This is a genomic window from Streptomyces sp. NPDC032126 (genome assembly GCF_055580085.1).
On the sequence record NZ_JBVIMA010000009.1, the window covers coordinates 168,222 to 180,794 of the forward strand.

Here is a 12,573-nt window from a genome sequence, read left to right on the forward strand (position 1 = left end):
CGCGCCTCCACGCCCCCTTCACACACCGCACGCCCCTCCCCCGCGCACCGACGAAGAGAGGGTGCGTGGAGAGGGGCGCGCAAGCCATCCTCAAACCCGCGGACGAACGGGTGCCTACGCCTCCTCGGCCAATTCCAGCCACCGCATCTCCAGTTCCTCCCGCTCCCCGGCCAACCCACGCAGCTCGGCGTCGAGTTCCGCGACCTTCGCGAAGTCGGTGGCGTTCTCGGCGATCCGGTCGTGCAGCTTGGTCTCCTTCTCGGAGATACGGTCCAACTGGCGCTCGATCCGCTGGAGTTCCTTCTTGGCGGCGCGCTGGTCGGCGGCGCTCTTCTCACCCTTCTCCGCCGCCGGCTTCACCGCCGCCGGAGCCGAGGCCGCCGCGGCCTCCTCCATGCGCTGCCGCCGCTCCAGGTACTCGTCGATACCGCGCGGCAGCATCCGCATGGTGCCGTCGCCGAGGAGGGCGTACACGCGGTCGGTGGTCCGCTCGACGAAGAACCGGTCGTGGGAGATGACGATCATCGAGCCGGGCCAGCCGTCGAGGACGTCCTCCAGCTGGGTGAGGGTCTCGATGTCGAGGTCGTTGGTGGGCTCGTCGAGGAAGAGCACGTTGGGCTCGTCCATCAGCAACCGCAGCAGCTGGAGGCGACGCCGCTCACCGCCGGACAGGTCCCCGACCGGCGTCCACTGCTTCTCCTTGTTGAAGCCGAACGTCTCGCACAGCTGACCGGCGGTCATCTCGCGCCCCTTGCCGAGGTCGACGCGCTCCCGCACGCGCTGCACGGCCTCCAGCACCCGCCAGGTGGGGTCGAGTTCGGCGACCTCCTGCGAGAGGTAGGCCAGCTTGACGGTCTTGCCGACGACGACGCGCCCGCCGACGGGCTGGGTCTCGCCCTCGGTGCGCGCGGCCTCGGCCATGGCCCGCAGGAGCGAGGTCTTGCCGGCGCCGTTGACGCCGACGAGGCCGATGCGGTCGCCGGGGCCGAGATGCCAGGTGACGTGCTTCAGCAGGACCTTGGGGCCGGCCTGGACGGTGATGTCCTCCAGGTCGAAGACGGTCCTGCCGAGCCGGGAGGACGCGAACTTCATCAGCTCGCTGCTGTCCCGGGGCGGCGGCACGTCCTTGATGAGCTCGTTGGCCGCCTCGACCCGGAACCGCGGCTTGGACGTGCGCGCGGGCGCCCCGCGCCGCAGCCAGGCCAGCTCCTTGCGGACGAGGTTCTGCCGCTTGGTCTCCTCGGTCGCGGCGATCCGCTCCCGCTCGGCCCGCGCGAAGACGTAGTCGGAGTAGCCGCCCTCGTACTCGTGGACGGCACCGCGCTGCACGTCCCACATGCGCGTGCAGACCTGGTCGAGGAACCACCGGTCGTGCGTCACGCACACGAGCGCGGAGCGCCGCTCCCGCAGGTGGCGGGCGAGCCAGGCGATGCCCTCGACGTCGAGGTGGTTGGTCGGCTCGTCGAGGACGATGAGGTCCTGCTCCTCGATGAGCAGCTTGGCGAGCGCGATACGGCGCCGCTCGCCGCCGGACAGCGGTCCGATGACGGTGTCGAGCCCCTTGGGGAAGCCGGGCAGGTCGAGCCCGCCGAACAGCCCGGTCAGCACGTCGCGGATCTTGGCGTTGCCCGCCCACTCGTGGTCGGCGAGGTCGCGGATGACCTCGTGCCGCACGGTCGCGGCCGGGTCGAGGGAGTCGTGCTGCGTCAGCACGCCCATCCGCAGGCCGCCGGAGTGCGTGACGCGCCCGCTGTCGGCCTCCTCCAGCTTGGCGAGCATCCGGATCAGCGTGGTCTTGCCGTCGCCGTTGCGTCCGACGACACCGATCCGGTCCCCCTCGGACACCCCGAGCGAGACACCGTCAAGGAGCGCACGGGTGCCGTACACCTTGCTGACGTTCTCGACATTGACCAGGTTGACGGCCATTTCACTCCTGTGCGCGGGGGTGGATCAGCCTTCAAGCGTAGGCCCTGCGGGGGTGGAGGCGGGGCGCGAGGGGGTTGTCACTCTTTGTGATGACGTGATCGGGACGCGGCGGTTACCGTGGGGGGCAGGCAGCAGGATCCCGTCCATGGGAGGAACCATGACCGCCGAGTCCGTGTCGCAGCACAGCCACTGGCACGTGCCGCCCAAGGACGGCTACACCGTGGACGACCTGTTCACACTGCCCGATCTCCCGCCGCACACCGAGCTCATCGACGGGAGCCTCATCATCGTGAGTCCGCAACGCAACTTCCACGCAGACGTGATCGACCTGCTGGTCAGCGGCCTCCGGCAAAGCGTGCCGAAGAAGTTCAGGGTGAGGCGGGAAATGACCGTCGTCCTCGACCGGCGCAATGCCCCGGAACCCGATGTGAGCGTGGTCCTGGCCGATGCGGTCAACGGCCCGGACCAGACGAGCTACCAGGCGCGGGACGTGCTGCTAGCCGTGGAGGTAGTGTCCCCGGAATCGGAGTCCCGGGACCGCACGACCAAGCCCCACAAGTACGCCGCCGCGGGCATTCCCAATTTCTGGCGCGTCGAACGCGACGGAGCCAACGGCGGCCCGCTCATCCACACCTATGAACTCGACCCGCTCACCAAGGCGTACGTGCACATGGGCATGCACCGGGACTGCATCAAGGTCTCAGCGCCGTACGACATCGACATCGACCTGACCGCCATCGACGAACTCTGAGCCACTCCAGGTCAGAGAACCGTCGCCCCCGCCACCGGCCCCGCCGCCACCCGCACGCTCCGGCACGTGCCCGACGCCCGCAGCGCCGCCGCCACCTTCTCCGCCGACGCCGCGTCCCGCGCGAGGAAGGCGGTGGTCGGGCCCGAGCCGGAGACAAGTGCCGTGAGCGCCCCCGCCGTACGCCCCGCGTTCAGCGTCTCGGCAAGCTCCGGGAAGAGGGAGAGCGCGGCGGGCTGGAGGTCGTTGGAGACGGCCGCCGCCAGGGCCTCGGGATCGCCCTTGGCGAGCGCCTCCAGCAGGTCCGGCGATGGCACCGGCTCCGGAATGTCCCGCCCCTCGGCGAGCCGATCGAACTCACGGAAGACGGCCGGCGTCGACAGCCCGCGCGCGGCCATCGCGAACACCCAGTGGAAGGTCCCGCCGACCTCCAGGGCGGTCAGCTTCTCACCCCGCCCCGTACCGAGCGCGGCCCCGCCCACGAGACTGAACGGCACGTCGCTGCCCAGCTCGGCGCAGATGTCGAGCAGTTCGCCCCGGGACGCGCCCGTGCCCCACAACGCGTCGCACGCCAGCAGCGCGCCCGCGCCGTCCGCGCTGCCGCCCGCCATGCCGCCGGCGACGGGGATGTCCTTGGCGATGTGGAGGTGCACATCGGGCGTGCGCCCGTACCGCTCGGCGAGGGCGATCGCCGCGCGCGCGGCCAGGTTGCTGCGGTCCAAGGGGACCTGGGCGGCGTCCGGGCCCTCGCAGGTGACGCGGAGCTCGTCGGCCGGGGTGACCGTGACCTCGTCGTACAGGCCGACCGCGAGGAAGACGTTCGCCAGGTCGTGGAAGCCGTCCGCGCGGGCCGCACCCACGGCGAGCTGGACGTTGACCTTGGCGGGCACGCGCACCGTGACGCTCACTTGCCGGACTCCTCCCTCGGGGGTGCGGGGGTCGTCTCCCGCTGTGACCCGGCCTCGGCGATGCGGGCGAACTCCTCGACGGTGAGGGCCTCTCCGCGCGCCTGCGGGGACACCCCGGCGGCGACGAGGGCCGCCTCGGCGGCCGCGGCGGAGCCCGCCCATCCGGCGAGCGCCGCCCTGAGCGTCTTGCGCCGCTGCGCGAACGCCGCGTCGATGACGGCGAACACCTCCCTCCGGGAGGCGGTGGTCTTGATCGGCTCGCTGCGGCGGACCAGCGAGACGAGCCCGCTGTCCACGTTCGGCGCCGGCCAGAAGACGTTGCGGCCGATGGCGCCCGCGCGCTTGACCTCGGCGTACCAGTTCGCCTTCACCGAGGGCACGCCGTACACCTTGTTGCCGGGCGAGGCGGCCAGGCGGTCGGCGACCTCGGACTGCACCATCACCAGCGTCCGCTCGATGCTCGGGAAGGTCTCCAGCATGTGCAGCAGGACCGGCACCGCCACGTTGTACGGCAGGTTCGCGACCAGGGCCGTCGGGGGCGGGCCCGGCAGCTCGTCGACGTGCATCGCGTCGGAGTGCACCAGCGCGAAACGGTCCGCCTTGTGCGGCATCCGCGCGGCGATCGTGGTGGGCAGCGCGGCGGCCAGCACGTCGTCGATCTCGACGGCCGTGACCCGGTCGGCGACCTCCAGCAGCGCGAGCGTGAGGGAGCCGAGCCCCGGCCCGACCTCCACGACCACGTCCTCGGGCCGGATGTCCGCGGTCCGGACGATACGGCGGACCGTGTTCGCGTCGATCACGAAGTTCTGGCCGCGCTGCTTGGTGGGACGCACACCGAGGGCCGCCGCCAGCTCACGGATGTCGGCGGGGCCCAGGAGGGCGTCGGGGGTGGGGCTGCTGCTCACGGGACAAGACTACGGGGACCCACCGACAGCCCCGGACATCACGGCCCGGGCCGCCGGGGGAACGGACACCACAGGACCGTGATCCCCGGGACCGACGGCTGCCGGCGGCCGCCGTCGGTCCCGGGCCGCCGACCCGCAGCCGTGCCGCCCTCAGCCGTCCGCCGACCTCAACCGCGCCGCCCCTCAGCCACCCGCCGACCTCAGGTGTCCGCCGACCCTCAGCCGCCCACCGACCTCAACCGTGCCGCACCTCAGCCACCCGCCAGGCCTCAGCCCTGCGGCCGGCCCCAGCCATCCGCCGCCGGGCCCCAGCCATCCGCCGCCGCCCCCAGCCATCCGCCGCCGCCCCTCAGCCATGCAGCCGGGCCCCGCAGTGCGGCCAGGGGCTCGCGCCGCGCCGCAGGTAGAGCTTCTTCGCGCGGTACGTCTGCTCGGCCGCCGGAGCGTCCTGCGGGCGTCCGCTGCCCCCGAGGCTGTGCCACGTGCGCGTGTCGAACTGGTACAGCCCGCCGTACGTCCCCGACGCGTCGACCGCGTTCGGCCGCCCGCCGGACTCGCACGTCGCGAGCCCGTGCCAGTCGAGGTGATCGGCGCCTCCCACGGACCTCGGCAGCGGCTTGGTGCCCACCTTCACCACCTGCGCGCGCGGCTCGCGCACGATCTCCGTCCGCACCCGCCGGGGCCGCTGCTTGACACCGTTGACGGTCCGCAGCGCGTAGGTCACCCGTCTGAGCCCCGGCTGCCCGGCCCGCTCCACGACCTCCGTGCCCTTGAACAGCGACGGGTCCTCGGTGCGCCGCACCTCGAAGGCGATCGGCTCCTCGCGCACCTCCTTGGTGCCGGTGATCCGCAGCACGGTGACCGTCTGCCCGTCCCGGGGGAAACTGTCCGGCGCCACCGAGGTGGTGTCCTGGCCGTGCAGCGTGATCCCGGCCTCCTCGACCGCCTCGCGCACGGTCGCCGCGTTGGTGCGGACGGTGCGGGCGTGCCCGTCGGCCATGATCGTCACGGAGCGCTCGGTGCGCACGTCCAGCGCGAGCCCCTCCCGTCCGATGCGCCGGGAGCGCAACGTGGACACATACGCGCCCTCCGCGCGCACCCCGAGCTCCCTGAGCGCCCCCTCCACCGTGTCGGCCGTCGTCCACAGCTCGTGCCGCTGCCCGTCCAGCGTGAGCCGCACGGGCCGCCCGTAGCGCACGGCGACCTCGTCGCCGCTGCTGAGATCCGTACCGGGGGCGGGCGTCACCACGTCGTGCGCCCCCACCCGCACGCCCTCCTCCGCGAGCAGCTCCGTCACGTCGTCCGCGAAGGTGTGCAGCGTGCGCGGCGAGCCGTCGACGGTCAGCTCGATCGCCTTGTCCTTGGCGACGAAGGCGGTCGTCCCGCCGGCCAGGAAGGCGACGACCAGCGCCTGGGGCAGCAGCCGGCGCACGGTGGAGTCGGAGCGCTCGGCGTACCGCACCTTCCGCCGGCGCGCACCCCGCCTCCCCACACCGGCGCGCACACCACCTTCGGGCGCCCCCTCCCCCGCCGCGCTCCCCGCCTGACGCGGAAGCACCGGCGCGGGCGACTCGTAAGCGGGGCGATAGGTGTCCACGTACGCCCCGTAGGCGACCGTCTCCGCGCTGTGCAGGTCGGCGCCGGCGCTGACGGCGGCGCCGGGCGGGTCGTAGGGCTCGTGTACCGGGTGGTGGGCGTAGTGCGCGTTGCGCGCGTAGGGGGAGTTGCTCACGCCGACACGCTCCAGGGGTCCGGTGGGTCCAGAGGTGGGCCCGGATCGGGCCCCCAGAACCTAGCGGGTCGGCGGTGACTCTCCCAAGCGACGCGGCTACGCACGGTCGCGATCGGGCCCAGGCGAACCCTTGGTGAGCGTTATCGGACGGTTACGAAAGGCATACTGTCAGTAGCCGAACGCGCGGGCCGTGTTGGCGCCCAGCGCCGTCGCCAGCGTGTCCTCGTCGACGCCGCGCACGGCGGCCATGGCCCGCACCGTGATCGGAACGAGATAGGGGGCGTTGGGCCGTCCGCGGTACGGCGCCGGGGTCAGGAAGGGCGCGTCGGTCTCCACCAGCAGCAGCTCCAGCGGCGCGACGGCCACCGCGTCCCGCAGGTTCTGGGCGTTCTTGAAGGTGACGTTGCCGGCGAAGGACATGAAGTATCCGGCGCGGGCGCAGATCTCCGCCATCTCGGCGTCGCCGGAGTAGCAGTGGAAGACGGTGCGCTCGGGCGCGCCCTCCTCCTTCAGGACGCGCAGCACGTCGGCGTGGGCGTCGCGGTCGTGGATGACGAGGGCCTTGCCGTGCCGCTTGGCGATCTCGATGTGGGCGCGGAAGGAGGCCTCCTGCGCCTCCTTGCCCTCGGGGCCGGTGCGGAAGTAGTCCAGTCCCGTCTCGCCGACGCCCTTCACCTGGGGGAGCGCGGCCAGGCGGTCGATCTCGGCGAGCGCCTCGTCGAGCGCCGTCGCGCCCCCCGGTTCACGCGCGCCCTGCCGGGACCAGCCGTCGGGGTCGCCGTGCACGATGCGCGGGGCCTCGTTGGGGTGGAGGGCGACGGCCGCGTGGACGCTGTCGTACGCCGCCGCCGTCTCGGCCGCCCATCGCGAGCCGCGGACGTCGCAGCCGACCTGCACGACCGTCGTCACGCCGACCGACGCGGCCTTGGCGAGGCCCTCCTCCACCGTGCCGGACTGCATGTCGAGGTGGGTGTGCGAGTCGGCGACGGGCACCCGGAGGGGCTCCGGGAGCGGCGGTGCCGCGTTCTTCTCGGCGTTCTTGTCGGCGCTCTTGTCGGCGTTCGAGGACATGCCCCGATCCTACGGAAGGGGCATGCCCGGCCCCGTCGCGCGGTCAGCTCGCCCGGCGCTGGAAGGGGTGCAGGAGATCGGACAGGTGCCAGTGATGCTGCTGCCCGGACTCCGCGTCCCGCACGTCACCCGTGCCGGCGTCACCGGCGGCACCGGCCACCTCGGGCACCTCCACCGGTCCCGCGGCGGGCACGCGGTGCGGCTTGCGGGACGCGCCGAGCACCGACGACACCTGACCGGCGCGCATGATGCGCACGATGTGGCCGTCGCAGTTCTGGCAGGCCGGGCGGCTCAGGGGGGACGGCACGATACGGCCGTCCGCCACGTAGACGACGAACTCCTGGCCATCGCCGTCGACGTGGTGCTCTATCTCGTACGACTGCTCCCAGCCGTGCCCGCAGCGCATGCACGCGAAGGAGTACGACTCGTTGACGACAGCCGTCGCGCCGCCGCGCAGGCCGGTCTGCCCTGCGATCTCACTCATGCCAGCTCCTCTTGTCCGCTGGACAAGCGCCCCGTGGGACGAGGGACGGGTGCGTCCCTGCACCCAGTGGACGCCTCGGCCGGCGCGAACGCATCAGCCCCTGTCGACTGTTGGACCTGATTTGGACGTTCCTTGCCAAACCGGCCCGCCGCCCGGCTTCACCCTTTGCATTCCAAGACGGACCTTGACCCCCACATGGGGCGCCCGCGCCCCGAAGGGGGCGCGGGGAACCGCGCGACAGGCCACAACGCAACCCGCACCCCGCATCGGACCGGAACGGAACGGCGCGCCCCGTAAATCTGGCCTCACCCAGCGGAGCGCTTCGCCGCGACGACCGCGTCGAACACCTCCCGCTTGGGCACCCCCGCCTCCACGGCCACCGCCGCGATCGCCTCCTTGCGCCGCTCCCCGGCCTCCTCCCGGATCCGGACCCGCCGCACCAGCTCCTCCGCGTCGAGTTCCTCCGGCCCCCGCGCGGGCGCGCCGGAGACGACCACGGTGATCTCGCCCCGCACCCCCTCCGCCGCCCACTCCGCGAGCTCGCGCAGCGGCCCGCGGCGCACCTCCTCGTACGTCTTGGTCAGCTCCCGGCAGACGGCCGCGCGCCGGTCGGCACCGAACACCTCGGCCATCGCGGCGAGCGTGTCGTCGAGGCGGTGCGGGGCCTCGAAGTAGACGAGGGTGCGCGGTTCCTCGGCGACCTCCCGCAGCCGCGACAGCCGCTCGCCCGCCTTGCGCGGCAGGAACCCCTCGAAGCAGAAGCGGTCGACGGGCAGCCCGGACAGGGCGAGCGCGGTGAGGACGGCGGACGGGCCGGGCACGGCGGTGACGCGGACGTCCCGCTCGACGGCCGCGGCGACCAGCCGGTAGCCGGGGTCGGACACCGACGGCATCCCCGCGTCGGTCACCAGCAGCACGCGCGCGCCGGCGAGCAGCTCGTCGACGAGTTCGGGCGTGCGGGCGGACTCGTTGCCCTCGAAGTAGGACACGACGCGCCCCTTGGGGGTCACGCCGAGCGCCTGGGTGAGGCGGCGCAGCCGGCGCGTGTCCTCGGCGGCGACGACGTCCGCGCCGGCGAGTTCCTCGGCGAGCCGGGGCGGGGCGTCGGACACGTCACCGATGGGCGTGCCGGCGAGGACCAGGGTTCCGGGCGTAACTGTCACGTTTCCATCCTCGCAGGGGCGAGGCACGGGACTCACACAGATGGGTTCCCTACGATGGCGCGGTGACCAGTACCGCGTCCTCCATGGACTCCACGGACCACCGGCAGGGCCACGCTCCGCACGACGAGCGGACGCCGTGGCAGCAGCGGCTGCGCCGTTTCGGATACACGGCGGACCCGGCGGCCGGCGACGTCCGGGAGCGCCTGGTGCCGCCGTACGCCGAGCCCAGTCCGCGGCTGTGGCACGCGCTCGGCGTCCCGCGCGCGTGGGCGGACCGGGTCACCCGCTGGTCCGGCTGGGGCGGCCCGCTGCTGGTCGCGCTCCTGGCGGGCGTGATCCGGTTCTGGAACCTGGGCAGCCCCAAGGCGGTGATATTCGACGAGACGTACTACGCCAAGGACGCGTGGGCGCTCGTGCACCGCGGTTTCGAGGTCAACTGGGACAAGAACGCCAACGACCTGGTCCTCAGCAGCGGCGGGCACCTCACCGTCCCGTCGGACGCGGCGTACGTGGTGCATCCGCCGGTCGGCAAGTACGTCATCGGTCTGGGCGAGCTGCTCTTCGGGTTCGATCCGTTCGGCTGGCGGTTCATGACGGCGCTGCTCGGCACGCTGTCGGTGCTGATGCTGTGCCGGATCGGGCGGCGGCTGTTCCGTTCGACCCTGCTGGGCTGTCTGGCCGGCGCGCTGATGGCGGTCGACGGTCTGGCCTTCGTGATGAGCCGCACCTCGCTGCTCGACGGGGTGCTGATGTTCTTCGTGCTGGCCGCGTTCGGTTGCCTGGTCGTCGACCGCGACCACGCGCGCGTGCGGCTCGCGGCGGCGCTCCGGCCGGACGCGGAGGGGCGCCACCGCCCCGACCCGGGGGTCGGCGACACCCTGCGTCTGGGCCTGCGCCCGTGGCGCTGGCTGGCGGGCCTGATGTTCGGCCTGGCCATCGGCACGAAGTGGAACGGCCTGTACATCATGGCCGCGTTCTGTGTGATGGCGCTGCTCTGGGACGTCGGCAACCGCAAGGTGGCGGGCGCGCGGCACCCGTACCGGGCCGTCCTCAAGTACGACCTGGGCCTCGCGTTCCTCGCGACGGTCCCGGTCGCGGTGGTCACGTACATCGCCTCGTGGACCGGCTGGATCCTGTCGCCGTCCGACGGCTCGGGCGGCTACTACCGCAACTGGGCGGCGACCGACGGCAAGGGCGGCAGCTGGACGTGGCTGTTCCCCGACTGGTGGCGCAGCCTGTGGCACTACGAGCACGAGGTGTACGAGTTCCACACGCACCTGACCTCGCCGCACACGTACCAGTCGAACCCGTGGAGCTGGATCGTCCTGGGCCGCCCGGTGTCGTACTTCTACGAGTCGCCCGCCCCCGGCACGGACGGCTGCCCGGCGGACGCGGGCGAGAAGTGCGCGCGGGAGGTGCTGGCGATCGGCACGCCGCTGCTGTGGTGGGCGGCCTGCTTCGCGATCCTGTACGTCCTGTGGCGCTGGGCGTTCCGCCGCGACTGGCGCGCGGGCGCGATCGCCTGCGGCATCGCGGCCGGCTATCTGCCGTGGTTCCTGTACCAGGAGCGCACGATCTTCCTCTTCTACGCCGTCGTCTTCCTGCCCTTCCTGTGTCTGGCCGTGGCGATGATGCTCGGCGCGATCATCGGCCCCCCGGGCTCGACGGACACCCGCCGGGTGGCGGGCGCGACCGGCGCGGGCGTCCTGGTCCTCCTGATCGCCTGGAACTTCATCTACTTCTGGCCCCTGTACACGGGCACGGCGATCCCGATCGACGAATGGCGCCAACGCATGTGGCTGGACACCTGGGTCTAGGGCCTGTCCCGGCCGAACCGCGTAGCGGCTCCGCCCGGTCTCCGTTCGGACACCTTCCCGGAAACTCGGGCCACAGGAGCCCCTTGGTCCGCATACAGTGCGAGAGCGGCCGGTCGTTCTGAACGCGTTCAGAATCGCGGGGACGACCGGCGGACCACGGGGAAACGGGGAGGACCACATGCACAAGGGAGCCAAGGCGGCGATCGTCGGATCGGTGTTCGTCGTCATGGTGGGCGGCGCCGGATTCGGCGCCTACAACATCCTGTCCGCGTTAAACGGTGACGACGGTACGGGGTCGAGCGGACCGGCGGCCGTGCGGACCGGGCCGCCGAGCGCCGACGAGGTGAGGGACACCAGCGGCGAGTTCCTCGCGGCCTGGGCGCGGGGCGAGTCGGCGGTCGCCGCGTCGTACACCAACAACGCCGAGAAGGCCGGGCCGCTGCTCGCCTCCTACAGCCAGGAGGCGCACATCAGCGGCGTACACATCACGCCCGGCGCGGCGACCGGGGCCGGCGTGCCTTTCACGGTCAAGGCAACGGTGTCGTACGGCGGGAAGTCGAAACCCCTCGCCTACAGCAGCCGGCTGACGGTGGTGCGGGGCGTCACCACCGGCAAGGCGCTGGTGGACTGGCAGCCGTCCATCGTCCACCCCCAGCTGAAGAACATGGACGACACGCTCGTCACCAGCGAGTCCTCCGCCCCGGCGATCGAGGCCGTGGACCGCGCCGGGAAGGTCCTGACGAAGGACAAGTACCCCTCCCTCGGGCCGATCCTGGACGAGCTGCGCGCCAAGTACGGCCCCACGGCGGGCGGCACACCCTCCGTCGAGCTGGCGATCCGCCACGCCGACGCGAGCGCCGCCGCCACCCCGCTGCTGACCCTCGCCGAGGGCCGGCCGGGCAGGCTGCGGACCACGCTGAGCGCCTCCGTGCAGGCGGCGGCCGAGAAGGCGGTCGCCCGGTACGCCGAGTCGTCCGTGGTGGCCGTACAGGCCGGCTCGGGCGATGTGCTCGCCGTCGCCAACCACCGCGCCGACGGCTTCAACGCCGCCTTCCTCGGCAAGCTGGCCCCCGGCTCCACGATGAAGATCATCAGCGCGGCCACCCTCATCGACAACAAGCTGACGACGGCGACCGGGCCCGCGCCCTGCCCGCCTGACGCCCTGTGGGAGGGCCAGACCTTCCACAACCTGAAGAACATGAAGCCGAACGAGCACGCCACGCTCTCCGAGAGCTTCGCCCGCTCCTGCAACACGGCCTTCATCAAGTTCACCGACGACCTGAAGACCGAATCGCTCACCCAGGAGGCCCAGGAGCGCTTCGGGCTCGGGCAGAACAACTGGAAGACCGGCATCCCGTCCTTCGACGGCGCGGTCCCGGCCACCGGCGGCCCCGACATGGCGGCCGCCCTGATCGGCCAGGGCCAGGTCCAGATGAGCCCGCTGAACATGGCGTCGGTGACGGCCACCGCCATGACGGGCGTCTTCCGGCAGCCGGTGATCGTCCCGCGCGGCCTCGACGACCGCGAACTGGCACACGCGCGTGGGCTGCCGTCGAGCACCGTGCAGCAGCTGCGCGCCATGATGAACCGCACCGCGACCAGCGGCACGGCGGCGGGCGTGATGTCCCGGCTGGACGGCCGCATCGGCGCGAAGACCGGCTCCGCCGAGGTGGACGGTCAGGCGAAGTCCAACAGCTGGTTCACCGGCTACCGGGACGACGTCGCCGTCGCGGCCATGGCCCAGGACGCCGGTCACGGCAGCGACGCGGCCGGCCCGATCGTCGCGGCGGTGCTGCGGGCCGGCGGCTGAGACCGGCGG

10 protein-coding genes are annotated in these 12,573 nt (G+C 72.5%); 3 read left to right on the forward strand and 7 right to left on the reverse strand.

What is annotated here, in order from left to right; genetic code table 11:
• Positions 1-114: 114 nt before the first annotated feature.
• The gene (locus ACZ5NW_RS30110) at positions 115-1,926 is read right to left on the reverse strand and encodes an ABC-F family ATP-binding cassette domain-containing protein (RefSeq protein ID WP_468747113.1); all 1,812 of its coding nucleotides are present in this window, start codon (positions 1,924-1,926) and stop codon (positions 115-117) included.
• Positions 1,927-2,083: 157 nt separating this feature from the next.
• Here ACZ5NW_RS30110 and ACZ5NW_RS30115 point away from each other — a divergent pair, with 157 nt between their 5' ends.
• Positions 2,084-2,677 carry a Uma2 family endonuclease gene (locus ACZ5NW_RS30115; RefSeq protein WP_468747114.1) on the forward strand — a complete coding sequence of 198 codons (594 nt, stop codon included), beginning with the start codon at positions 2,084-2,086 and terminating at the stop codon, positions 2,675-2,677.
• Between the two features lie 11 nt (positions 2,678-2,688).
• Here the strand turns inward: ACZ5NW_RS30115 and ACZ5NW_RS30120 are convergent, their stop codons facing one another.
• The 6 genes from ACZ5NW_RS30120 to rsmI form a co-directional block, all read right to left on the reverse strand.
• Positions 2,689-3,582: a 4-(cytidine 5'-diphospho)-2-C-methyl-D-erythritol kinase gene (locus tag ACZ5NW_RS30120; protein ID WP_468747115.1), complete on the reverse strand. Its 894-nt coding sequence runs from the start codon at positions 3,580-3,582 to the stop codon at positions 2,689-2,691.
• On the reverse strand, positions 3,579-4,487 hold the full coding sequence (rsmA, locus tag ACZ5NW_RS30125) for a 16S rRNA (adenine(1518)-N(6)/adenine(1519)-N(6))-dimethyltransferase RsmA (protein ID WP_468747116.1): 909 nt from the start codon (positions 4,485-4,487) through the stop codon (positions 3,579-3,581). Before rsmA ends, ACZ5NW_RS30120 begins: the two co-directional genes overlap by 4 nt.
• 349 nt (positions 4,488-4,836) lie before the next feature.
• Positions 4,837-6,219 carry a ubiquitin-like domain-containing protein gene (locus tag ACZ5NW_RS30130; protein WP_468747117.1) on the reverse strand — a complete coding sequence of 461 codons (1,383 nt, stop codon included), beginning with the start codon at positions 6,217-6,219 and terminating at the stop codon, positions 4,837-4,839.
• 168 nt (positions 6,220-6,387) lie between these two features.
• Positions 6,388-7,290: a TatD family hydrolase gene (locus ACZ5NW_RS30135; protein WP_468747118.1), complete on the reverse strand. Its 903-nt coding sequence runs from the start codon at positions 7,288-7,290 to the stop codon at positions 6,388-6,390.
• Between the two features lie 43 nt (positions 7,291-7,333).
• Complete coding sequence (locus tag ACZ5NW_RS30140) at positions 7,334-7,774, reverse strand: hypothetical protein (protein ID WP_468747119.1); 441 nt, start codon at positions 7,772-7,774, stop codon at positions 7,334-7,336.
• Between the two features lie 305 nt (positions 7,775-8,079).
• Complete coding sequence (rsmI, locus tag ACZ5NW_RS30145; RefSeq protein WP_468747120.1) at positions 8,080-8,937, reverse strand: 16S rRNA (cytidine(1402)-2'-O)-methyltransferase; 858 nt, start codon at positions 8,935-8,937, stop codon at positions 8,080-8,082.
• A 62-nt stretch (positions 8,938-8,999) separates the two neighbouring features.
• Between rsmI and ACZ5NW_RS30150 the strand changes: the two genes are divergently transcribed.
• Positions 9,000-10,754, forward strand: coding sequence for a dolichyl-phosphate-mannose--protein mannosyltransferase (locus tag ACZ5NW_RS30150; protein ID WP_468747121.1), 1,755 nt, complete (start codon positions 9,000-9,002; stop codon positions 10,752-10,754).
• Positions 10,755-10,932: 178 nt separating this feature from the next.
• The gene (locus ACZ5NW_RS30155) at positions 10,933-12,564 is read left to right on the forward strand and encodes a penicillin-binding transpeptidase domain-containing protein (RefSeq protein ID WP_468747122.1); all 1,632 of its coding nucleotides are present in this window, start codon (positions 10,933-10,935) and stop codon (positions 12,562-12,564) included.
• The last annotated feature ends 9 nt before the right edge of the window (positions 12,565-12,573 follow it).